Source organism: Arthrobacter sp. UYP6 (assembly GCF_040547315.1).
Lineage (GTDB): Bacteria > Actinomycetota > Actinomycetes > Actinomycetales > Micrococcaceae > Arthrobacter_B.
This window is the reverse complement of sequence record NZ_JBEPPM010000015.1, coordinates 1-23274: the sequence shown is the minus strand read 5'-3', so window position 1 is coordinate 23274 and position 23274 is coordinate 1. Positions and strand designations below refer to the sequence as shown.

Annotated in this window: 19 protein-coding genes, 1 tRNA gene and 1 pseudogene; 13 read left to right on the top strand and 8 right to left on the bottom strand. The window is 66.0% G+C overall.

Features of this window, described 5'->3' with window-relative positions; genetic code table 11:
* From ABIB35_RS13230 to ABIB35_RS13215, 4 genes are all read right to left on the bottom strand, one after another.
* Positions 1-717, bottom strand: coding sequence for an ABC transporter ATP-binding protein (locus tag ABIB35_RS13230; protein ID WP_354182089.1), 717 nt, complete (start codon positions 715-717; stop codon positions 1-3).
* Complete coding sequence (locus ABIB35_RS13225; RefSeq protein WP_354182087.1) at positions 714-1508, bottom strand: ABC transporter ATP-binding protein; 795 nt, start codon at positions 1506-1508, stop codon at positions 714-716. The genes ABIB35_RS13230 and ABIB35_RS13225 overlap by 4 nt, the downstream gene beginning before the upstream one ends.
* A gap of 66 nt (positions 1509-1574) precedes the next feature.
* Positions 1575-2549 (bottom strand): NADPH:quinone oxidoreductase family protein, encoded by a 975-nt coding sequence (locus ABIB35_RS13220; protein WP_354182085.1) that lies wholly within the window; start codon positions 2547-2549, stop codon positions 1575-1577.
* The gene (locus tag ABIB35_RS13215) at positions 2546-3145 is read right to left on the bottom strand and encodes a TetR/AcrR family transcriptional regulator (protein ID WP_354182083.1); all 600 of its coding nucleotides are present in this window, start codon (positions 3143-3145) and stop codon (positions 2546-2548) included. The genes ABIB35_RS13220 and ABIB35_RS13215 overlap by 4 nt, the downstream gene beginning before the upstream one ends.
* A gap of 257 nt (positions 3146-3402) precedes the next feature.
* Between ABIB35_RS13215 and ABIB35_RS13210 the strand changes: the two genes are divergently transcribed.
* From ABIB35_RS13210 to ABIB35_RS13195, 4 genes are all read left to right on the top strand, one after another.
* Positions 3403-4569, top strand: coding sequence for an efflux RND transporter periplasmic adaptor subunit (locus tag ABIB35_RS13210; protein ID WP_354182081.1), 1167 nt, complete (start codon positions 3403-3405; stop codon positions 4567-4569).
* A complete protein-coding gene (locus tag ABIB35_RS13205) occupies positions 4566-5279 on the top strand; it encodes an ABC transporter ATP-binding protein (RefSeq protein ID WP_354182079.1) in 714 nt (237 codons plus the stop codon). The genes ABIB35_RS13210 and ABIB35_RS13205 overlap by 4 nt, the downstream gene beginning before the upstream one ends.
* On the top strand, positions 5276-6469 hold the full coding sequence (locus tag ABIB35_RS13200; protein WP_354182077.1) for an ABC transporter permease: 1194 nt from the start codon (positions 5276-5278) through the stop codon (positions 6467-6469). The genes ABIB35_RS13205 and ABIB35_RS13200 overlap by 4 nt, the downstream gene beginning before the upstream one ends.
* 219 nt (positions 6470-6688) lie before the next feature.
* The gene (locus tag ABIB35_RS13195) at positions 6689-7372 is read left to right on the top strand and encodes a M23 family metallopeptidase (RefSeq protein ID WP_354182076.1); all 684 of its coding nucleotides are present in this window, start codon (positions 6689-6691) and stop codon (positions 7370-7372) included.
* Positions 7373-7448: 76 nt separating this feature from the next.
* Here ABIB35_RS13195 and ABIB35_RS13190 read toward each other — a convergent pair.
* The 4 genes from ABIB35_RS13190 to ABIB35_RS13175 all read right to left on the bottom strand — a co-directional run bounded on the left by ABIB35_RS13190 (position 7449) and on the right by ABIB35_RS13175 (position 10488).
* A tRNA-Arg gene (locus ABIB35_RS13190) sits at positions 7449-7521 on the bottom strand.
* An 81-nt stretch (positions 7522-7602) separates the two neighbouring features.
* Positions 7603-9165: a ferredoxin--NADP reductase gene (locus tag ABIB35_RS13185; protein WP_354182074.1), complete on the bottom strand. Its 1563-nt coding sequence runs from the start codon at positions 9163-9165 to the stop codon at positions 7603-7605.
* Positions 9162-10028, bottom strand: a complete 867-nt coding sequence (locus ABIB35_RS13180) for an FAD:protein FMN transferase (protein ID WP_354182072.1) — start codon at positions 10026-10028, stop codon at positions 9162-9164. The genes ABIB35_RS13185 and ABIB35_RS13180 overlap by 4 nt, the downstream gene beginning before the upstream one ends.
* Before the next feature lie 10 nt (positions 10029-10038).
* The gene (locus ABIB35_RS13175) at positions 10039-10488 is read right to left on the bottom strand and encodes a hypothetical protein (protein WP_354182070.1); all 450 of its coding nucleotides are present in this window, start codon (positions 10486-10488) and stop codon (positions 10039-10041) included.
* Between the two features lie 170 nt (positions 10489-10658).
* Between ABIB35_RS13175 and argS the strand changes: the two genes are divergently transcribed.
* The 9 genes and pseudogenes from argS to ABIB35_RS13130 form a co-directional block, all read left to right on the top strand.
* Positions 10659-12308, top strand: a complete 1650-nt coding sequence (argS, locus tag ABIB35_RS13170) for an arginine--tRNA ligase (RefSeq protein ID WP_354182068.1) — start codon at positions 10659-10661, stop codon at positions 12306-12308.
* 3 nt (positions 12309-12311) lie between these two features.
* Positions 12312-13772 carry a diaminopimelate decarboxylase gene (lysA, locus tag ABIB35_RS13165; RefSeq protein WP_354182066.1) on the top strand — a complete coding sequence of 487 codons (1461 nt, stop codon included), beginning with the start codon at positions 12312-12314 and terminating at the stop codon, positions 13770-13772.
* 9 nt (positions 13773-13781) lie between these two features.
* Positions 13782-15080: a homoserine dehydrogenase gene (locus ABIB35_RS13160; RefSeq protein WP_354182064.1), complete on the top strand. Its 1299-nt coding sequence runs from the start codon at positions 13782-13784 to the stop codon at positions 15078-15080.
* A 4-nt stretch (positions 15081-15084) separates the two neighbouring features.
* Positions 15085-16200: a threonine synthase gene (thrC, locus tag ABIB35_RS13155; protein WP_354182062.1), complete on the top strand. Its 1116-nt coding sequence runs from the start codon at positions 15085-15087 to the stop codon at positions 16198-16200.
* Positions 16201-16212: 12 nt separating this feature from the next.
* Positions 16213-17214 carry a homoserine kinase gene (gene thrB, locus ABIB35_RS13150; RefSeq protein ID WP_502915789.1) on the top strand — a complete coding sequence of 334 codons (1002 nt, stop codon included), beginning with the start codon at positions 16213-16215 and terminating at the stop codon, positions 17212-17214.
* A gap of 375 nt (positions 17215-17589) precedes the next feature.
* Entirely contained in the window at positions 17590-19821 is a 2232-nt protein-coding gene (gene rho / locus ABIB35_RS13145) for a transcription termination factor Rho (protein ID WP_354182060.1), read from the top strand.
* Positions 19822-20042: 221 nt separating this feature from the next.
* Positions 20043-21122: a peptide chain release factor 1 gene (prfA, locus tag ABIB35_RS13140; RefSeq protein WP_354182058.1), complete on the top strand. Its 1080-nt coding sequence runs from the start codon at positions 20043-20045 to the stop codon at positions 21120-21122.
* Positions 21123-21129: 7 nt separating this feature from the next.
* Positions 21130-22002 (top strand): peptide chain release factor N(5)-glutamine methyltransferase, encoded by an 873-nt coding sequence (gene prmC / locus ABIB35_RS13135; RefSeq protein WP_354182056.1) that lies wholly within the window; start codon positions 21130-21132, stop codon positions 22000-22002.
* Positions 22003-22075: 73 nt separating this feature from the next.
* A pseudogene (locus ABIB35_RS13130) lies at positions 22076-22735 on the top strand (L-threonylcarbamoyladenylate synthase); the annotation flags it as partial.
* Positions 22736-23274 lie beyond the last annotated feature (539 nt).

Genomic DNA, 23274 nt, shown 5'->3' with positions numbered 1-23274 from the left:
TCAGAACCCCAGGTAAGTGTGGCGAAGATCGGTGTCCGCGGCCAGGTCGGCGGCGGGGCGGGCGGCAACGACCGAGCCCAGGCTGAGCACCACGCCGTCGTCGGCCACCGCGAGGGCGCTGCGGACGTTCTGCTCGATCAGCAGCACGGTGAGGCCGGTGTCGTCGCGGAGGCTGCGCAGCAGGCCCAGGATTTGGGCAGTGATGCGCGGGGCCAGTCCCAGTGACGGTTCATCGAGCAGCAGCAGGCGTGGCCCGGCCATCAGCGCCCGGCCCAGGGCGAGCATCTGGCGTTCCCCGCCGGAGAGCTGATGCCCCGGGGCCTTGCGGCGCCGGTTCAGCGGCTCGAACAGTTCGTACATGCGCCCCAGCAGGGCGGCGGCTGCGGCCCGGTCACGCCGCCACAGCCCGCCCAGGCGCAGGTTCTCGTCCACGGTTAGCTCCATGATGACGCCGCGCCCCTCCGGCACGAGGGCAATGCCGCGGCGCACCATGTCCTCCACCCTGGTGGCGGCCAGATCGGCGCCGTCGAAGCGAATGCTGCCGGCGGCAGGCTGCAGCTGGCCAATGACGGTGCGCAGCAGGGTGGTCTTGCCCGCACCGTTGGCGCCGACGACGGCGGTGATGCTGCCCGCCGCGACCTTCAGACTGACGCCGTGCAGCACGGGGACTGGGCCGTAGCCTGCACTGACCGAGTCCAGGACCAGCAGGTCGCTCATGCCGGCTCAACTCCCAGATAGGCGTCGGTAACGGCCTGGTTGGCGCCGATCTCCGCCGGGGTGCCCTCGGCGATCAGCTTGCCGAAATCCAGGACGGCAATGCGCTCGCAGACGTTCATGACCAGATCAACGTGGTGTTCCACGAGCACTACCGAGCACCCGGTGGCGGGAACGGAGCGGATAATTTCCGCCAGTTCATCAATGTCTTCGTGGGCGAGGCCGCCGGCGGGTTCGTCCAGCAACAGGAGCCGCGGCGACCCGGAGAGGGCACGCGCCAGGGCCGTCTTTTTCCGGATGCCGTAGGGCAGCGTGTCCGGCAGCGAGGCGGCAAACGAGACGATGCCCAGGTCATCCAGCGCCTGGAGTCCCCGTTCGCGCAACCGCGCTTCCCCGCGGCGGGAACGCGGCAGGCAGAGGGCATCTTCCAAAGCGTTGTGCCGGGCCGAGGACTCCAGCCCGAGCAGAACGTTTTCCAGCACGGTGAGCCCGGGAAACAGGCCCAGCCCCTGCAGGGTCCGGGCAACACCTTGGCGGGTGAGCCGGTGGCGCCGTGGCCGGAAGATCTCGCCGTCGAGCTCAAGAGATCCGGAGGCCGGAGTGTTGAAACCGCAGATGACGTTGAAGAGGGTGGTTTTGCCGGCTCCGTTGGGGCCAATGATGCCCACGACAGCTCCGGCCGGGACCGCAAAGGACACCGAGTCCAGCGCCGTCAGTCCGCCGAACCGCACGCTGACATCGCTGAACCGCAGGCGGGCAGGCAAAACCGACTGGTCGGTATGTTGGACTTCCATGAGTACTCCGTTGTCTCGTGTGAAGGGTGTCTCGGTGACGGTGATCTCGGCGCGTGGAGCGGACGGCTACAGGGTCAGCACCACCCGGCCTGCCGTGGTGCCGTCACCCAGGCGCGCGATGGCGTCGGGTGCGGAGCTGAAGGGAACGGTTTCGGTGACCACGGGGCGGATCAGGCCTTTGTCCGCCAGTCGGGTGAGCTGTTCATGTGCTTCAGCCACCAGTTCAGGAGCTTTTTTGGTGTACAGCGCCCAGTGCAGTCCCAGGAGGGAGTAGTTCTTGACCAGGGCATGGTTCATCCGGGCGGTCTGCAGGGTGCCGCCGGCAAAGCCGACCACGACAATCCGTCCCTCAAAGGCGATGCAGCGGGTGGACCGGTCAAAAGTTTCTCCGCCGACGGGGTCGTAGACCACGTCTGCTCCGCGTCCGCCGGTGGCCTCCTTGACCACCTCCACGAAGTCTTCGCTGCTGCGGTTGACCACAAGGTCCGCGCCGGCCTTCTGAGCAACCTGCCGCTTTGCCTCATTGCCCACCACGCCGATTACGGTGGCGCCGGCTGCTTTGCCCAGCTGAACGGCGGCCGTGCCTACGCCACCGGCAGCGGCATGGACCAGCAGCGTTTCGCCGGGGGAGAGCCGTGCGCGCCGGTGCAGTCCGAACCATCCCGTTTGGTAGCCGATGCACAAGGCGGCGGCCTCGGCGTCGGACAGGGCTTCCGGGGCGGGAAACGTTGTGGCGGCTGGAACCATTACCTCTTCCGCCATGACACCCAGGTGGGTGGCAATGACGCGGTCGCCGAGCCCGAAGCCGATGACGCCGTCGCCGATTCCCGTGACGATACCGCATAGCTCGATGCCGGGTACAAAGGGCAGCTCCGGCTTTTCCTGGTACTCCCCGCGGCACAGGAGCACGTCGGGGAAGTTCAGTGCCACCGCGAGGGTTTTCACCACCAATGAGCCCGGTGCGGCGGTGGGGGAGGGCTGCTCGGTCAGGCGCAGTGCCTCGCGGGGCTCGGCGAGGGTGACAACATTCCAGGCTTTCATTGGTCTGATCCTTCACATGGAGCGGGCCGCAGTCCGGCGAGGTATAGGTCCGTCAGCTGTGTGGCGACCTGCTGTCTGGTCAGGGTCCCGTGCGGCTGGTACCAGAACGAGAGGTAGTGCGGGTTGGCGAAGAAATTGGCCACAAGGACAGCCGTGGGAATGTCACGGCGGAAAAGACCCTCGGCCTGGCCGCGGGTGATCAGGGCTCCGAAGATCTCGTTGTACCGGCGCCGGCGGATTTTCACATCCTCCATCCGGTCGGGGCTGAGCATGTGCTGGGACCGAAAGAACACGGTCCCTTCACGGATCCATTCAATGGAGGTGATGATGACGTCCTCGCAGACCGTCCGGACCGTCTCCTCCAGCGGAAGGTTTCGGGCCGCGATCTCTTCGAGGTTGCGGTGCTGCAGAGTAAGGATGCGGTCATAAATCTCGAAGAGGAGATCGTCTTTGGAATTGAAGTAATGGTAGAGCGCGCCCTTGGTGACTCCGGCGGCGTCAACAATCTGCTGAACACTGGTTTTGGCATAGCCCTGGGTGGAAAAGAGGTCCACGGAAACGCGGGCCAGTTCTTCTTTGATGTTCATGGTTTTCATGCGGATGTTCCGTGTTTCTCTTTGGGGGTGGTCCTTAGCGTGCACCGACCGGCGGCTGGGCTACGGAACCGACCGGTTGGTATGTGGCTCACCATACCGTTGACCAACCCGCTGTGCGCAAGAGTTTTGCGGAAATATCTTCGGGCGCCGTCCCATCGGGTGCAGCCACCACTGCGCCACTGCGCTCGTGTCCCGGCCGCCAAAGTCCCGTTCCGCTGGTAGCGTCCCTTCTCAATCGGTGCGAACGCTGCCCCGGGGTGATGACTTCGACGGGGGAACCGATGACTGTGCGCCGCTATGTCTTTCCAACGCTGTGGCTGGTGATTTTTGCCGTCATGGCTGCCGCTCTTTTTAAGCTCGCCTTCCTTGACGGGTTGCAGGCTGAGGCTTCAGCCGGCTACGAGCAGCCCAGCGCCCGGATCAGCACTCCGCTGGTCCCCGCCGCCCTGGGAACTGTTACCAACCTTGTCTCCGTGGCGGGTTCTGTGGTGAGCGATCCCGCCGTCACGGTCAAGAGCACGAGCGAGGGGAGCGTGGACTTCATATATGTGGAAGCCGGGGACACCGTTATTGAGGGCACACCGCTGTTCCAGGTGAAAACCCTCCTGGAGCCGGAGCCCCAGGCGGCTCCCGCTGTCCCCGCAGACGACGACGAATCAGCCGTTCCTCCCGTCGCGGCGCCCCCGGCCTATGCCTACTCCGACGTGGTGGCCACCTCGGACGGCACCGTCGCCGAGCTGTCGGTGCTCCTGAAGCAACAGCTATCAGTCGGCGCGGATGTTGCCTCCCTTGATCCCGGCACCTTCTCCGTTGCCGGAACCCTCACCTCGGATCAGCAGTTTCGAATCTTTTCGCGGGCAAACACCGCAACGGTGACCGTCAACGGCGGACCCGCCCCCTTCCCGTGCAGCAACGTCACCATGGGCAAGACGCCCGCCGCGCAGGCCGGAATCACTACCCAGGCGCAGGCTGTGGGACCGGGCGGCCCCGCTGCGGAGGCGCCGGCAGCCGGCAGCGTGAGCTGCGCCGTTCCACGGGAGACAGCCGTCTTCGCCGGCTTGGGCGCAACCATCGACATTTCAGCAGGTCAGGCCGAGAACGTCATCACCGTTCCGACGACGGCGGTTCAGGGTTCCGTTCAGACCGGTGTTGTCTGGGTGATGCCCGCCGGCGAGGATGGTTCCGAAGGGGCAGGAGCCGAGGGGATGGCCGGCGCGGCAGGGCCTGAAGCCGCTCCCGGCGCGGGCGCGCAGGCCGAAGGCGCCGCCGTTGAGCGGGACGTGGCCCTGGGCCTGAATGATGGCCAGACGGTGGAAATCACCTCCGGCCTGGCCGAGGGCGAAATGGTGCTGCAGTTTGTGCCGGGCGCTCCCGCAGCCATGGACGAAGGGCAGAGCGGCATGCCCGGAGTGATGGGCGGATGACCGCCGGTAAGCCGGAACCCCTCGCCGCCCTCTCACAGGTCACCAGATCGGTTTCCCTGCCGGACCACGGCACCCTGCAGATCCTGACCGGTATTGACCTCATCGTGTATTCGGGGGACCATCTCTCGATTGTGGGCCGCTCGGGTTCGGGCAAGTCCACGCTCCTGAACATCCTGGGCCTGCTGGACGTGCCTACATCGGGAGAGATGATGTTTGCGGGGGAGCCCGTGGAGCGGATGGGGGAAAAGCGACGGGCACAGGCCCGGGGCTCCGCGGTGGGTTTCATCTTCCAGCAGTTCAACCTGCTGGCTGAGCGCACGGCGTTGGAAAATGTCATGACGCCGCTGCTCTATGCCCGCGGCAGGCAGTTCTGGCAGCGGGAGCGTCTAGCTGCAGCCATGCTGGATCGGGTGGGGCTGGGCAGCCGACTCCATGACCGACCGTCCAAACTCTCGGGCGGAGAACAGCAGCGCGTCGCCATTGCCCGCGCCCTGGTGCGCTCGCCGCAGCTGATCCTTGCCGATGAGCCAACCGGGGCGCTGGACATCGCCACCGGCAAATACGTCATGGATCTGCTCGCCGAGGTGGCTGCCGAATCCGGTGCCGCCCTGGTCACCATCACCCATGATCCCAACGTGGCGGCCCTGGCACACAAGCATTTCCTGCTGCAGGACGGGCGGCTGGAGCCCGGCCTGCAGGTGGCCGCATGAGTCTCTCGGGAATTGTCGGCACGCTGGTGGAAGCGTGGGCCGAGCTGCGGATCCACAAGACACGGATCCTGCTGGCACTGATCGGCGTCGCCCTTTCCGTGGCCGCGCTGACCACGGTGGTGGGGCTGGGCAACATGGTGCGCGAGTCGATTGCCCAGGGCAGCGAAGCGCAGAGCGGCCGGCCAGCAACTCTCTCGGTGATGATGTACTCACCGGACGGGGCGGGGCCTGATCCTGCCCTGGCGACAGCGGCCTACCGGGAAATGACCGAACGGTACGCCGTGGAGTACTCCTCTCTGATTTATCAAACGATGGTGCCGTTCCAGCTGCCCAACGGAGTTACGCAGACGCAGACAATGGTGGTGGATGCGGACTACGAGGTGATGCGGCGGGTGCCGATGGCCCAGGGGTCCTGGTTCACTGCTGCCGACGGGCAGCGGCTGGCGCCCGCCGTCGTCATCAACGAAGCCTTTTACACCAGCCTGGGGAGCCCTGACCTGCGCTCTCACCCGGTGCTGCCGATCTCCCTGGACCATGAAGTCAACGCCGTTGTGGTGGGCGTCAACCGCGACCGCTACGAGGGGGAGTTTCCGCAGGCGATCATGCTTTCCGAGGCCTACGACCGGCTCGGGATGGAAGCGGCCAATCCGAGCATGGAACTGTGGGTACCCGAGGAACTCAGTGACTCCCTGGCCGCAACACTCACGGCGGACCTCACGGCGCAGTTCCCCGGCATGCAGGTTGAGGCGTACCGGAGCGACTACGCCGCCTGGGGGGATCCCTTTGGAGGACTCCAATGGGCGGTGGGCGGAATCGCCGGGCTGGTGATGCTGCTTGGAGCCGTGGGCCTGCTGAACATTTCGATGGTGACCGTGAAATACCGGGTGCGGGAGATTGGTATCCGGCGCAGTTTCGGTGCGACGTCGGGTCGGATTTTCTTCGGCGTGATGCTGGAATCGGTGGTGGCCACCTTTGTTGCCGGCGTACTGGGGGTCATGGCGGCCGTGGCCGTGGTCAAGCTGCCGGTAGTCCAGCGTGCCGTCGCCTCCGGGCTGACGGAGCTGCCGCCGTTTCCGCTGGAGGCGGCACTGATCGGTCTCGGTGCGGCCACCGCCGTGGGTGCACTGGCCGGGCTGATTCCGGCGGTGGTAGCGGTGCGGGTAAAAGTCATCGACGCCATCCGGTATTGACCGCCACGGTGCCGGCGGATCAGGTCGGGACCGGGCAGGTTTCGCAGGTTGGACCGGGCCATGCTGACGGCTATTTGCCCATGAGAACTCCCGTTGTCTGCCGTGAATATCAGGCTACGACAGGGCGCGCGTCAGGGGCAGGGGCCGAGGAAAGCCGTGTCTATGCCGCGCTCAACAAATAACCCAGAATGGAGAAAAATCACCACAGGGGGAAGAATCATGGACCATAACCTTCAGACAGTTCAGGTTTCGCTTCCGTTTACCGGAACCTGGAGGGTGGAGAACAGTCCGCGCAGACGTGTTCCCAGCCACGGTACGCACCTGCTCGCTACCACGTACGCCATCGATTTTGTGGGGGTGGACGATGACGGCGCCTCGGCTCCCGGCGTCAGCTGGCGAAGCTCCTTTGCCACTGAGCCTGCCGATCTTTTCTTTGCCTACGGCCGTCCGGTCCTGGCCCCCGTCAGCGGGGAGGTGGTGGCCGTTCACGACGGCGAGGCTGATCATGAAGCGCGTCGATCGCAGCTGGCACTGGTGCCCTACCTGCTGGGGCAGGGCGCCCGCCTGCGCCGCGGGATCGGCGCCATTGCCGGAAACCATGTCCTTATTGCCCCGGCCGGAGGCGCTTGCGTGGTGGGCGTCATGCATCTGCAGTCCGGGTCAATCACTGTTGCCGTTGGCCAGGGCATTACGCAGGGCGAGCGGATCGGATCCTGCGGCAATTCGGGAAACTCCACACAGCCACACGTGCACCTGCAGGCCATGGACAATGCTGACCCGTGGACCGCCCGGGGCCTGCCGCTGAGTATCAGCCGATTTCTCGAGAAGCCTGCGCGGGGACACCATTTTGCAGTGCGGGAGAACTCGATTCCGGCGGAGGGCGCAATTGTGGCGTCAGTGTGAAGAACCTGAAAAGTCATGAAACCGCAAAAAGCAGAAGAACCCCGCACCAGGTGCGGGGTTCTTCCTTGTCTCAAAGTGCCCTCGATAGGATTCGAACCTACGGCCTGTTGCTCCGGAGGCAACCGCTCTATCCCCTGAGCTACGAGGGCAAGGACGCCGGTAACCGGCGGCTCCTGTGGGACTCAAGAAGCTTAGCAGGTCCGGCGCGCCGTGTGAAAACGTCCCCTGAATCAGTAGCCCAGAAAGGCATCCGTCCGGATGGAGCGGCCGCCGGCTCCGCGGACAGCGGTGCGGGCCGCAGCCACGGCGGAAGGTGATCCGGAGACATACGCTGCACGCCGGGCCACGTCCGGTACCTCGCGGGCAAGTGCCTGGGCATCGGGCAGGCCCGGTCCCAGCCAGGTCCATCCGCTGATCTGAGGATCAGTGGGTGTGCACACCAGGACCCGGATGCCCCTTCCGTGCAGCTCTGCGGCGTAGGCCAGCTCATCCACCGAGGATGCCGCGTAGACCAGGACGACGTCGCGTGCGGGTGTGCCGGCAGGGCTTCCGCCGGCACTTGTGTGCAGGTTTCCCCCGGCAGCGAGGGAACGCAGCTGGCTCATAAACGGTGTAATGCCCACGCCGGAGGCGACCAGCAGCAGCGGAACGCCCGGATTGCGGGGGAGCAGGAAATCTCCGGCCGCGGTGGTCCCGGAGATGATGGCGCCGGGCTTCAGCTTCAGCAGGGCAGATTTGAAGGAGCTGACCGGTTCGGTGGCACGCAGCCCCACGGCTACGGTTTCCGGGTTTTCGGGTGCCGTGGTGAGGCTAAAGATCCGTCGGGTGCCGCGCGAATCCGGGGTGGAGTGGGGCAGGCTCAGCTCCACGTACTGTCCGGGCCGGAACCGCAGCGGGTGCAGCGGTTCAAACACCAGTTCCCGCGCCGTGGGCGTGAGGGCCCGGTTTTCCCGCAGCCGCAGACGGATGGCGGCGCGCGGTGCCAAGGCAAAGGCCAGCAGGTTGCCGATGAGCAGCGCCAGCTCCGGGGACATATAAACCGGTCCCAGGTTCAGCGGCACGGCGAACAGGATGCCGACGACGGCGGCCTCCAGCAGCCGCTGGTTCCGGCGCGGCGGCAGGGTCAGCGGCTCGGACAGCATGAACCCTGCAAAGAACAGCACCGGGTAGGAGCCGAACAGGGTGGCCAACGCCGTAACGGGCGACTCGCCGCCGGTCAGGAACCGCGTCACGATGATAATGCCCGAGGCCAGCAGGAACACCGAAGCCATGGGCAGTAGCCGGTTTCGGTAGAGGATCAGCGCGGCCGCGGGCAGGACCACCACCAGCATCAGCGGTGCGGCCACCCACCACACGGCGCTGTTCAGTCCGGTGAGGGCCAGTGCCGCGGCGCCGAAGGCCGCCGGATTGAAGATATGCCGTCCGCGCCAGACCAGCAGGTACTTGGAGGCCGTGGCGGCACCTGCCGCCAGCGCCACCGTCAGTAGCTGCGAACCCTCGGTGGTGGGCCAGAACAGGAAATACAGCAGCAGGCCGGTGATCAGCGAGGAATCGGTCTGCGGGCGCGTGCGGAACAGCAGTCCCATCACCCTGCTGGCCACCAGTGCGGAGACGACGGCGGTGGCGGCGGTGGCGGCGAGCTCTGCCGGGGTGTAGAACAGCTGCCCGGTAAAGGACAGCACAAAAGACCATGCCGTCATGGCCAGCAGCAGGAAGACGGTCAGCCGGTACATCGTCCAACGGCCGGCGAACGCATCCAGCCGGCGGGAGGTGGCGGACAGGGAAAGGCTCATGAAAACAGGACTCCAGCCATGGCATCTGAGTAGGTGGCCCGCCCGTCCGAGAACATCCGCACATAGTCAAACGCGAAGTCTTCGGCGAGCGTGCCGGGGTCGGTGAAAAACAGGGCAGTGGCCAGCCCGTCGGCGGTCATGGCGTCATCGGCCAGGACCCAGGTGGCTGCCACCGCGTCCACCGGGCGCCCGGTGGACGCATCGAGGATATGGTGCAGGCCCTCACCCCAGCACCGGCGGTTGGCAGCCGAGGCGCACAGGGCACGGTTTTGCAGCGGCAGAACACCGATGGCACGCGTGGTGTCATACGGGTGCTCCAGCGCTATCCGCAGGGCGCCGGAGCCGGCCTGCCGCAGGTCGGAACCGGCGTCTACGGTCAGCTCCTCGTGTCCGGCAGCGTGCAGCAGCGCAAAAACCAGGTCAACGAGCTGACCCTTTCCTGCGGCACCAATGTCGAAGGTTACCGGTACGGACGTGCTCAGCAGGGTTCGGTCGGTATCCGCCTGCCAGGCCGCGGCGGCCGGCCACGTCGGTGCCGGGGACGGGCCGGCGGAGGCAAACGAGTACGCCGCGTCATAACCCAGATGCTCCAGGGAATGCCCTACCAGGGGATTCACGGCTCCGCCGGTAAGACGGTTCAGAGCGTCGAAGAGGCGGAGCAGGGGAGCAGCGGAGGGCGGCAGCTCTACGGTGCCGGGCGCCTTGGCCAGCGGCGCAATGACCGAATCCGGCCGGAAACGCGAGTAGGTGAGGTCATACGCCTCAACCAACTCCAGAACGGCTGCGCGCACCGGCTCGGTCACCGGCACCGCGGTGCTTACGGTCCAGGCCGTGCCGATGGCTTCAAATCTGAGGTCCGGCATGGAAGGCCGGTCAGCTCGCGGCTTCGGTCCGGATGGCGTCCAGGGCCTTGTTGAAGCCGGAGCTGGTCAGGGACGAGCCGGCCACCTTGTGTACATCCAGCTCGTCAATATTCTTGCCCACCACCTGTTCCTGGATACCGGAGGTGAATTCGCGCTGATACTGCTTGGAGGTGGGGTTGTTGCCCGAGGTATTGACCTCCAGGGCCGTGACCACACCGTCTGCCAGCGTCAGTGTCACGTCCACTTCCTCCGTCTGGTTGGACGGAGGAATGTAGCTGCCGGCAGCGGAGTACTCGCCGTCGCCGTAGGTGCCGGCCGGTGCCGGCGTTCCTGCAGTGGACTGCGCGGCAGGAGAAGTATCAGCGGCGGAGGCACCGTCGTCGGCCGCCGGCGCACAGGCGGTGGAGGCCAGCGTCAACGAAGCGGCGGTGAACAGCAGGGTCTTGCGTGCGGGGGTCAATTTCTCTCCTGGGGTGGGGATCCGTATCTATTACAACGTATCCGGATGTGCCGCGCCTGTGCTCAGGGTGTTGTTTTGCCCACGGGGCGGCCCCCGAGGCTGCCCGGGCGGCTCCACGGGCGGCGTCACAGTTCGCGGAACGGCGGCTGCCCGGAGGCTATGCTTAACCGGTGACTCCTGAAGAACTTTCCTCCGCCGTAACTGCCTGCCTCCAAGACGCCATCGATGCCGGTGACTTCAGCATCGACGTGCCCCGGGAGGTGCGCGTGGAGCGGCCGAAGAACCGCGACCACGGCGACTGGGCCACCAACATTGCGCTGCAGCTGTCCAAGCAGGCCGGAATGAACCCGCGTCAGTTCGCGGAAATCCTCAAGGGACGCCTCGAGAAGATCAACGGCGTCGCCAAGGTGGACATCGCCGGTCCCGGCTTCCTGAACATCACCCTGGCCGCCGGTGCCGCCGGCGAGCTGGTCAAGACCATCGTGGACGCCGGCGAGTCCTACGGGACCTCCGAGATCCTGGCGGGAACCCGGATCAACCTCGAGTTTGTTTCCGCCAACCCCACCGGCCCGATTCACCTCGGCGGAACCCGCTGGGCCGCCGTGGGCGATGCCCTGGCCCGCGTCTTCGAATCCCAGGGCGCCGAAGTCACCCGCGAGTACTACTTCAATGACCACGGCGCGCAGATTGACCGCTTTGCCCGCTCTCTCCTGGCCTCTGCCAAGGGCGAAGCTGCCCCCGAGGACGGCTACGCCGGTGCCTACATCGAGGACATCGCCAACCGGGTGCTGGCCGTCGAGCCGAACATCACCGACCTGCCCGACGCCGAAGCCCAGGAACGTTTCCGCGCCGTCGGCGTGGACCTGATGTTCGGTGACATCAAGGAATCCCTGCACAACTTCGGCGTGGACTTTGACGTCTTCTTCCATGAAGACTCGCTGCACGAGGGCGGCCAGGTGGAAAAACTCCTGGAACAGCTCAAGGGCTCCAAGAACCTGTACGAAAAGGACGGCGCCTGGTGGCTGAACTCCTCCGAATTCGGCGATGACAAGGACCGCGTGGTTATCAAGTCCGACGGCAACGCCGCCTATATTGCCGGGGACATTGCCTACATCCAGAACAAGCGCGACCGCGGCTTTGACCTGAACTTCTACATGCTCGGCGCCGACCACCACGGCTACGTGGCCCGGCTCAAGGCTGCCGCCGCAGCCCTGGGACACGATCCGGAGTGCGTTGAGGTGCTGATCGGCCAGATGGTGAACCTGGTCAAGGACGGCAAACCCGTGCGCATGTCCAAGCGCGCCGGCACCGTGGTGACCCTGGAGGACCTGGTGGACGCCGTGGGCGTGGACGCCGCCCGCTACACGCTGGCCCGCTTCTCCGCCGACTCCAACATTGACATTGACCTGGACCTGCTGACCAAGCGCAGCAACGAAAACCCGGTGTTCTACGTCCAGTACGCCCACGCCCGCACCTATGCTCTGGCCCGCAACGCCGAAGCCGCCGGCGTGGACGATTCCGCGTTTGACGCTTCGCTGCTGACTCACCCGACCGAGGGCGAACTGCTGGCCGCGCTGGGACAGTATCCCGGCGTCGTCGCGCAGGCCAGCGCCTTCCGCGAACCGCACCGGGTGGCCCGCCACCTGGAGGTCATCGCCGGCACCTACCACCGCTGGTACGACGCGTGCCGCATCGCCCCGCAGGGCGACGAGGAGATCACTGACGTGAACCGCACCCGCCTGTGGCTGAACCTTGCCGCCCGCCAGGTCCTGGCCAACGGCCTGGGCCTGCTGGGAGTCTCCGCACCGGAACGGATGTAATCGATGACTGTTTCCCCGCTCGCCCCCGAATGGCTCAGCCACCCGGCGGACGCCAATGCACTGCGCCCGCAAATGTGGGCCCGCGACGTGAGCCGCAATGCCAGCGGTGAACTGGAAGTGGCCGGCGTGTCCGCGTCCACCCTGGCCGGCGACTTCGGCACACCGCTGTTTGTGGTCTCCGAAGCAGACTTCCGGGCCCGCGCCCGGGACTTCAAGGACTCCTTCGACGCTGCCTTTGCCGATCTGTGCGGGGGAGTGGACGTCTACTATGCGGGCAAGGCCTTCCTCTGCACCGAAATCGCCCGCTGGGTCGCGTCCGAGGGCCTGCGGCTGGACACCTGCTCCGGCGGCGAACTGGCGGTGGCCCGCCGCGCCGGCATCCCGGGTGCCAATCTGGGCCTGCACGGAAACAACAAATCCGACGCCGAGCTGACCCGGGCCCTGGACATGGGTTTGGGCCGGATTGTGGTGGACAGCATGGCCGAACTCCACCGCCTGGACGCCCTTGCGGTGTCCCGGGGCGAGCGGGCCAACGTGATGCTGCGCCTGACCCCCGGGGTGCACGCGCACACGCACGAATTCATTGCCACCGCCCATGAGGACCAGAAGTTCGGCCTCTCCATGGCGCCGGATACCGCTGCCGGCGGCGTATCCCCGGCGGCCGCCGCCGTGGCGGCAGCACTGCAGGCCAAGGGCATCGCCCTGCTGGGCCTGCACTGCCACATTGGCTCGCAGATCTTTGAGCCCGAGGGCTTTGAGCTGGCCGCGAAACGACTGCTCGGTTTCCTGGCGGAGATCAAAGCCGAACACGGCGTCGAGCTGCCGGAGCTGGATCTGGGCGGCGGCTACGGCATTGCGTACACCGAAGCCGACACCCCGCGCCCGCCGGCAGAAATTGCGCAGGCGATGGCCGCCGTCGTCGGCTCCACCTGCACTGAGCTGGAACTGGCCGTGCCGCGGATCTCGATTGAGCCCGGCCGCGCCATTGTTGGCCCCACCACCTTCACCCTGTACCGCGCCGGCACCGTCAAGACGGTCCGAGTGGACACGGCCGACGGCGGCACCGCCGAACGCCGGTACGTGTCAGTGGACGGCGGGATGAGCGACAACGCCCGCCCGGTGCTCTACGACGCGGATTATTCCGCCGTGCTCGCCTCGCGGACGTCCCAAGATGACGCCGTTATGTCACGCGTAGTTGGCAAACACTGCGAGAGCGGGGACATAGTGGTTCGGGACGTCTATCTCCCGGCGGACACCGGAGACGGTGATCTGCTGGCGGTTCCCGGAACGGGTGCGTACTGCTGGGCGCTGTCCAGCAACTACAACTACATTGCCCGTCCGCCGGTGGTCGCCGTGCTGAACGGCACCGCCCGGCTGATCATCCGCGGAGAAACCGAAGAAGACCTGTTGGCCCGGGACGTTGACGCGTCAAGCTCACGTCCGCCCGAATCGCGCAAGGAGTAGGCACGCACAATGAAGACCCTCAAAGTTGCCCTGTTGGGGTGCGGAAACGTTGGCTCCCAGGTTGCCCGGATCCTCATTGACGACGCCGAAGACCTGGCCTCGCGCACCGGAGCCCGGCTGGAGCTGACCGGGATTGCCGTCCGCAATCCGGACGCGCCGCGTGATGTGGAGCTGCCCCGCAACCTGTTTACCACCGACGCCGAAAAGCTGGTGGAGGACGCGGACATCGTCATTGAGCTGATGGGCGGCATGGAACCGGCACGCACGCTGATGCTGCACGCGATTGGCCACGGCGCCTCTGTGGTCACCGGCAACAAGGCGCTGCTCGCTGCCGACGCCGCTGCCCTGTTTGAAAAGGCGGACGCCGCGGGTGTCCGGCTGGCCTACGAAGCCGCAGTGGCCGGAGCCATCCCCATCCTGCGCCCCATCCGGGACAGCCTCTCCGGCGACCGCATCACCCGGGTCCTGGGCATCGTCAACGGCACCACCAACTACATCCTGGACGCCATGGACACCACCGGCGCCCAGTTTGCCGACGCCCTGGCCGAAGCCCAGCGCCTGGGCTACGCCGAAGCTGATCCCACGGCAGACGTTGAAGGCCACGACGCAGCTGCCAAGGGCGCGCTCCTCGCCTCGCTGGCGTTCCACACCAACTTTGACCTGGCAAACGTGTCCTGCGAGGGCATCTCCGCGGTCACCGCCGATGACATCGCCGCGGCGAAGGACGCCGGATTTGTCATCAAGCTGCTGGCCATTGCGGAAAAGCTGGAGAACGACGGCGAACCCGGCGTCAGCGTGCGCGTGCACCCCACGCTGCTGCCGCGCACCCACCCGCTGGCCGCCGTACACGGCGCCTTCAACGCGGTATTCGTGGAGGCGGAAAACGCCGGCGAACTGATGTTCTACGGCCAGGGTGCCGGAGGTGCGCCCACCGCCTCAGCCGTAATGGGCGACGTGGTCAGCACCGCCCGCCGGCTGGTTCTGGGCGGGCCGCTTGGCGCAGAAACTCCCACCGGATCCGTTCCGGCGCTGCCGTTCGCCAAGGTCACCACCAGTTACAGCATTGGGCTGAAGGTCTCCGACCAGCCCGGCGTCCTTGCTGCCGTGGCCCGGGTCTTCGCCGAACACGGCGTGTCCATCGAGACCATGCGCCAGACCATCCACAGCGACGGCACCATAACGTCCGCCGAACTGCGCTTTGTCACACACCGTGCGTCCGAAGCTGCACTGGCAGCCACCGTCGAGGCCATCAAGGGCCTGGACGTCATCAATTCAGTCACATCCGTCCTGCGGGTAGAAGGGGTCTAATACCGTGGCTCATCAATGGCGCGGCGTTATCCGCGAATACGCCGATCGTCTTCCCGTTACCGACAGCACCGAGGTCATTACCCTCGGTGAGGGCGGCACTCCGCTGGTGAAGGCGAAAGCCCTCTCCGAACTCACCGGCAATGAGGTCTACCTCAAGGTTGAAGGCATGAACCCCACCGGTTCCTTCAAGGACCGCGGCATGACGATGGCCATGACGGCCGCCGTCGAGTCCGGAGCCAAGGCCGTGGTCTGCGCTTCCACCGGCAATACCTCGGCCTCCGCTGCGGCCTACGCCACGCAGGCCGGCATCACGTGTGCCGTGCTGGTTCCGGACGGCAAGATCTCCATGGGCAAGCTCAGCCAGGCCATTGCCCACGGCGCCGAACTGCTGCAGGTCAACGGCAACTTTGACAATTGCCTGGACGTGGCCCGGAAGCTCGCCGAGGCCTACCCGGTGTTCCTGGTGAACTCCGTGAACCCGGCCCGCATCGAGGGCCAGAAGACGGCGGCCTTTGAAGTGGTTGACGCCCTGGGTGATGCCCCGGACTTCCACCTGCTGCCCGTGGGCAATGCCGGAAACATCACCGCATACTGGAAGGGCTACAAGGAATACTCCGCGCCCTACACCAACCTCGCCGGCGAAGAGCTGGCCCCGGTGGCCACCAAGACCCCCGTGATGTGGGGCTTCCAGGCTGAGGGTGCCTCGCCGCTGGTGTTGGGGCATCCGGTTACTGATCCGGACACCATTGCCACCGCGATCCGCATCGGCAACCCCGCCTCCTGGGACCAGGCCATCGCCGCCCGCGATGAATCCGGCGGACTGATCGAAGCTGTTACCGACACGGAAATACTCGAAGCGCACCGCTGGCTGTCCTCCCGCGAGGGTGTCTTTGTGGAACCGGCTTCCGCCGCTGGTGTGGCAGGGCTGCTCAAGAAGCACGCCGCCGGAGAAGCCCCCACGGGCAAGAAGATTGTCATCACGGTCACCGGCCACGGACTGAAGGACCCGCAGTGGGCCCTGCGCACGGCGGACGGTTCCGATGTGGAGCCCACCAAGGTGGAGTTCGACGTCGTCTCCGTTGCCGCCGCGCTGGGCCTGGAAGCACAGGCCGCGGGCTAAGCGACCATGCACGTGAGCGATTCCGCTGCCCTGCCCCGCCCCGCAGCCGAAGCTGGAGTAGGAGCTGCCGAAGCCGTGGCCGCCGGCCAGGATATTACCGTCCGGGTGCCGGCCACCAGCGCCAACCTGGGCCCGGGCTTTGACAGCCTGGGCCTGGCCGTTGGCCTGTATGACACGGTGCGGGTGCGCACTTCCGGTGAGCCCGGCACCACGGTTCAGATCAGTGGAGAAGGGGCCGCCACGCTGCCCACCGATGACACCCATCTGGTGGTGAAGACCATCCGGGAAACGGTGGAGAGCGCGGGGTTCTCCCTGACCGGGCTGCGCCTGGACGCGGAGAATGTCATTCCGCACGGGCGCGGGCTGGGATCTTCGGCGTCGGCCATCGTATCCGGGGTGTTGGCGGGCAATGCCCTGCTGCCGGCGGAGAACCGGCTGGATGCCGCCGCGCTGCTGGATGTGTGCTCCCGGCTCGAAGGCCATCCGGATAATGTGGCTCCGGCGCTGGCCGGCGGTCTGGCGATCTCCTGGGAAGAAGAGGGGACGTTCCGCTCCGTCACCACGCCGGTGCACGCGGACATTGTTCCGGTAGCCGCCGTGCCCGCCACTGAACTGTCCACGGAAAGCGCCCGCGGGCTGCTTCCCTCCCAGGTTCCGCATCCGGCCGCTGCAGCCAACTCCGGGCGGGCGGCGCTGCTGATTCATGCGCTGTCCTCCGAGCCGGCCCTGCTGCCGGCGGGAACTGTCGATTTCCTGCACCAGGAGTATCGCGCGCCGGCCATGGCGCCCAGCGCAGCTCTGATGCAGCACCTGCGCGGCAACGGGATCGCTGCCGTCATCTCGGGAGCGGGCCCCACCGTGATGGTCCTGGCCAACGGGCCGGCTCAGGCAGAGCGGGCAGAGCAGCTGATATCCGAGCATCTGGAGGCCACTGAATCTGCCGAATTCTGGCGTGTTTTGCGGCTGAGTGTGGACCGAGATGGTGCTAGAGTGGAAGAGCACCAGCGGTACTAACCGTCTTTTGTGCTCCCGCAAGCAGGCCGTCCGCTTCTGGACCGCCCTTGAAAATTTGTTGAAAACCCCTGTCTGGGCATAGTGTCCAAACACCGTGTTGGAAACGCTTGTTCAACTGCGGAAGCTCAGATCCTCGGTGCAGCCTTCCGGGTACTGCCAAGAAGATGGTCAGTTCCCTTGAATGCCGCAAGTTCGGCAGCGAAGCTGACCAGACTCCTGTGGATTTCTTTCCAAGAGGCACCCAGTAGATTCGCCGTCGCCCGGCTCTTGCCGGAAGCGGCGAACCCTGACCCCCATGTCTGACCATAGGGGCAGGATCAAATCATCCGCGGCCGGCACTGCGCCGGACCGCCCGACGAGGGGGAAGGATCCTTCGTGACAGACACCACTGACCTGACAACAGGTGTGGACTCAGCTACCGCCGGAACCAACGGCGAAGCGACTTCAAAAAGCTCCGGACTTGCCGGACTCAAGCTTGCCCAGCTCCAGGCTCTTGCCGGACAGCTGGGCATTACCGGCGGATCCCGCATGCGTAAGGGAGATCTTGTAACGGCCATCTCCAATCACCAGCGCGGCGGCGCAGTAGCCGACCGCCCGGTGCGCGGCGCCAAGACCGACGGTGTTCAGGCTGATGTGGCCAAGGCCGCCGCTCCGGCAGCAGCCGAGGCCCCGGCCGCCGAGCAGTCCGCTCCCGAGCGTCCGGCGCGGACCCGCAACCGCAACCGCCGTGCCGCCAGTGACGGAGTAGTCACTGCACCCGCCGCCGAAGCACCGGCTCGGAATGCTCCTGAGCCCGCACAGGCCGAGGCGCCGCGCGAGGACAGCCAGCGCGAGGAGACTCCGCGGGAGGAACAGCCCCAGCGCGAGCGCACCAACCGCCGCTCCCGCAGCCGCCGTGCGGACAGCGACGGCACCTCCGAGAACGGCCGGGCCGACAGCAAGCCGGACGCACAGGCTGAGGCCGCGCCGTCGAACGCTTCGGAGAACGGAACGGGCGCTTCGGCAAACGGCTCCGCATCCGAGGATCGCAGCCGCGAGAACTCCCGTGAGAACAAGCGCGAGAACAACCGCGGCGACCGGGATAACAACCGCGAGAGCCGCAACGAGCGTGAGAATAACCGCAGCGACAGCCGCGATAACAACAGCCGCGATAACAACAGCCGCGACAACAACAGCCGCGATAACAACAGCCGCGGCGACCGGGGCGAGCGCGACAATAACCGTGATAACAACCGCAGCGACAGCCGCGACAACAATCGCGACAATAACCGCACCGATAGCCGCGATGACAACGATGAGAACGGCCGCGGGCGCAACCGCCGCAACCGCAACCGTAACGACCGGAATGACCGCAACGACCGCAGCGACCGGAACGACCGTTTCCGTGACCGCAACGAGCGCCGCCGCAACCGGAGCCAGAACCCGGATGTCGACGACGTCGAGGTCACCGAAGATGACGTCCTGCTGCCCGTAGCCGGCATCCTGGACGTCCTCGAAAACTACGCGTTTGTCCGGACCTCCGGTTACCTGCCGGGCCCGAACGACGTGTACGTATCTCTGGCTCAGGTCAAGAAGTACAACCTGCGCAAGGGCGACGCCGTCGTCGGCGCCATCCGCGCACCGCGTGAAGGCGAGAACCAGGGCGGAAACCAGCGCCAGAAGTTCAACGCACTGGTCCGTCTGACTTCGGTCAACGGCAAGCCGGCTGAGGACAACAAGGACCGCGTGGAGTTCTCCAAGCTGGTTCCCCTGTACCCCTCCGAGCGCCTGCGTCTGGAGACGTCCGCCAAGGTGATCGGCCCGCGTGTCATTGACCTGGTGGCTCCGATCGGCAAGGGCCAGCGCGGTCTGATTGTCTCGCCGCCGAAGGCCGGCAAGACGCTCATCCTGCAGTCGATCGCCAACGCCATCACGATCAACAATCCTGAGGTCCACCTCATGATGGTCCTCGTGGATGAGCGCCCTGAAGAAGTCACCGATATGCAGCGCACGGTGAAGGGTGAGGTCATTGCCTCCACCTTCGACCGCCCCGCCGATGACCACACCACGGTTGCCGAACTCGCCATCGAGCGGGCCAAGCGCCTTGTGGAAATGGGGAACGACGTCGTCGTCCTCCTGGACTCCATGACCCGCCTGGGACGTGCCTACAACCTGGCCGCTCCGGCGTCGGGCCGTATCCTTTCCGGTGGTGTGGATTCCTCCGCTCTGTACCCGCCCAAGCGTTTCTTCGGTGCTGCCCGCAACATCGAAAACGGCGGTTCGCTGACCATCCTGGCCACGGCCCTGGTGGAAACCGGTTCCAAGATGGACGAAGTGATCTTCGAGGAATTCAAGGGCACCGGCAACATGGAACTGCGCCTGTCCCGCAATCTTGCGGACAAGCGCATCTTCCCGGCCGTGGACGTCAACGCGTCCGGCACCCGTCGCGAAGAGAACCTGCTTTCCCCTGATGAGGTCAAGATCATGTGGAAGCTGCGCCGCGTTCTGTCCGGTCTGGACACCCAGTCGGCGCTGGAACTGCTCACCGGAAAGATCCGGGAGACGCAGTCCAACGTTGAGTTCCTGATGCAGGTCCAGCAGACCACCTTGGGCACCAAGGACAACTAGCTGCCTTATCAAGCCGCTCATATTCCGGCCTCCGCCTTCCGCGGACGGTCCGGAGTCTGGGCGGCTTGGCAGTTAACGCGCAGGTCCGGATGCTCTGGCGCACGTCCGGAAGCCGGGCGCGGATAAACTGCTGGTGGGCAGTCGAAAAATCTCCGCCGTGAAATTGCCATGGAACCGTCCGGTTTGGGCCGGCTCCTACCGTCGAAAGAGGAACGTAAAACATGTTTGAGTCCATACAGGGTCTGTTGGATGAGCACGCAGAGCTGCAGCTGCGGCTTTCCGATCCCGCAGTGCATGCGGATCAGGGCCTGGCCCGGCGGCTCGGGCGGCGCTACGCCGAGCTCAGCCGCATCGTGGACGCCTACAACAAGTGGCACGCCCTCGAGGACGATCTTGCCGCCGCTTCGGAAATGGCAGCGGAGGATCCTGAATTCGCCGCCGAGGTTCCGGTGCTGAAGCAGCAGCTGGATGAAGCTCAGGAAATCCTGCGCCGCCTGCTGATCCCGCGTGATCCCAACGACGGGCGCGACGTCATCATTGAAGTCAAGGGTGGCGAGGGCGGCGACGAAGCAGCGCTCTTTGCCGGTGACCTGCTGCGCATGTACACCCGCTACGCCGAGCACCGCGGCTGGCGCACCGAGATCATCTCCGCCACGGAGTCGGATCTGGGCGGCTACAAGGACGTCTCGATGGCCATCAAGGGCAACTCGAACGACCCGGCCGAAGGCGTCTATGCCCGTCTGAAGTACGAAGGCGGCGTGCACCGCGTCCAGCGCGTCCCCGTGACCGAGTCCCAGGGTCGGATCCACACCTCGGCCGCCGGCGTCCTGGTGCTCCCCGAAGTGGACGAGCCCGAAGAAGTCGAAATCAGCCAGAACGACCTGAAGATTGACGTCTACCGGTCCTCCGGTCCGGGCGGCCAGTCCGTGAACACCACGGACTCCGCTGTGCGCATTACCCACCTTCCCACGGGCATTGTGGTGGCCATGCAGAACGAGAAGTCCCAGCTGCAGAACCGTGAAGCGGCCATGCGTGTGCTGCGCTCCCGCATCCTGGCGCACCAGCAGGCGGAGATCGACGCCGTGAACTCGGACATCCGCAAGTCGCAGATCCGTACCATGGACCGGTCCGAGCGCATCCGTACCTACAACTATCCGGAAAACCGGATCGTGGATCACCGCACCGGCTACAAGGCCTACAACCTGGACACCGTGCTGAACGGTGAGCTCGAGGCAGTGGTGCAGGCCGCCATCGAAATGGATGAACAGGCCCGCCTGGACGCCATTGGTGACGAGAACTAACCTGCCGATGGAATCCACCACCCTGGCGGCGGCCCTGCGGGAAGCCGCCGCCACTCTGGCCGCGGCCGGGGTGCCCAGCCCGGCTGTCGACGCCGAGCTGCTGGCTGCCCATCTGCTGGGGGAATCCCGCGGCAGGGTCAAGGCGCTGGCCTTCACCGACGCCCCGGTTCCTGTCGGGTATGCGGAACTCGTGGCCGAGCGTGCCTCCCGCGTGCCGCTGCAGCACCTGACCGGCACCGCGTCCTTCCGCTATCTCGAGCTGAAGGTGGGGCCCGGGGTCTTCGTGCCCCGTCCTGAGACCGAGACGGTGGCGCAGCTGGCCATTGACCACGCCCGCGCCGTTCTTGCCGCCGGCAAGTCCTCGGTCAGGGCGGTGGACTTAGGCACGGGCTCGGGTGCCATTGCCGCCGCGCTGGCGTCCGAGGTTCCCGAAGCCGAGGTGCACGCCGTCGAACTGAGTCCGCTGGCTCTGGCCTGGGCACGGCAAAACCTGGATCCGCTGGGCGTGCAGCTGCTGCACGGTGACCTGCGGACCGCTCTGACGGATCACAACGGCACCTTTGACGTGGTGGTGTCCAACCCGCCGTACGTTCCGGCCGACGCCGTCCCCAACGAACCCGAAGCCGCTGAGCATGATCCGGCCATGGCGCTGTACGGCGGAGGTCAGGACGGACTGGAGCTGCCGCTGGCCGCCGCCCGCACCGCCGCCCGGCTGCTGTTGCCCCACGGGTTTTTCGTGATGGAACACGCCGAGGTGCAGGCCCCGCGGATTGCTGCGCTGCTGTCGGCGGAGCCCTGCTGGCGCGATGTGGCCACACATACCGACCTCAACGGCCGCCCTCGCGCCACCTCCGCGGTGCGCACGTCGTCGAACACCTGAGACCCTCAGACCAACCTGAGCCCCGGACCACCTGAGCCCCTGACCATCTGATACGAAGGAATGAAAGACGCCCGTGACTACCACTTACGACTGCACTGATCCTCAGAACCGCAGCGAAGGCCTGGCCAAAGCGCAGCAGGCTGTTGCTGCCAAACAGTGCGTGGTCCTGCCCACCGACACGGTCTACGGCATTGGTGCCGACGCCTTCTCGCCGCAGGCAGTGGCCACACTGCTGGCAGCCAAGGGACGGGGCCGGTCCATGCCGCCGCCCGTGTTGATTCCCCGGATCCAGACCATGGACGGGCTGGCAGTGGATGTCTCCGAGGAAGCCCGGAAGCTGGCGGAGGCCTTCTGGCCCGGTGGCCTGACCCTGATCTTCCATTCCCAGCCGTCCCTGACCTGGGACCTGGGCGACACCCTGGGTACCGTGGCCCTGCGGGTGCCTGATGACAGCATTGCACTTGAACTGCTCGCTCTGACCGGCCCGATGGCGGTCTCCTCCGCGAACCGTACCGGCAGCCCCGCAGCACAGACGGCCGAGCAGGCGCGCGAGCAGCTGGCTGAGTCGGTTGAGGTCTACCTTGAAGCCGGACCCCGGCCGGAGCTCGGCGCGTCCGGGGTGCCGTCCACCATTGTGGATGCCACGTCCGAAACGTTGCGCGTGGTTCGTCTGGGCGCCATCAGCCTGGAGCAGCTGCAGGAAGTTGTGCCGGGCGTCCAGGGGCCTTCCGAAGACGTTGCCTAATCGCTGACTGATCACTCCGCGCCGGTTGCGGGGTCGAAGGTGAGTGTTTCTTTTGCGCTCGAGTGTCGACGTCGTGCGGCTTTCCCCGGTCGATTGTCGCGTTCGTGCCGTTCTGCGGCGGGCAATTCGGCATTGTTGCGTCACTCGGTGGGCGGAAGCCGTGTGATCCCTACACTCGAGGGGGTGGCCAGGTGACGTGCGCTGGTGTGGCGAGGTGCGTGCGAGTGCGCGGTTTCGGCGTGCGGCGCTGCTTGGCGGGCTGAGGCGCGTTGTAGTTTCCGCGAGTGTCGACGTCGTGCGTTTTGCCCCGGTCGAGTGTCGCGTTCGTGCGCCTTTCCCCGGTCGATTGTCGCGTTCGTGCGGCTTTGCGGCGGGCAATTCGGCATCGTTGCGTCACTCGGTGGGCGGAAGCCGCATGATCCCTACACTCGAGGGGGGTGCCTCTATGGTTTTCGTCAAGCGACTGAGGGCAGGTTCTTTGGTGCCGGGTCTGCGTAGAGGGTGCCGTCACGGAGCATGGCGAAGAG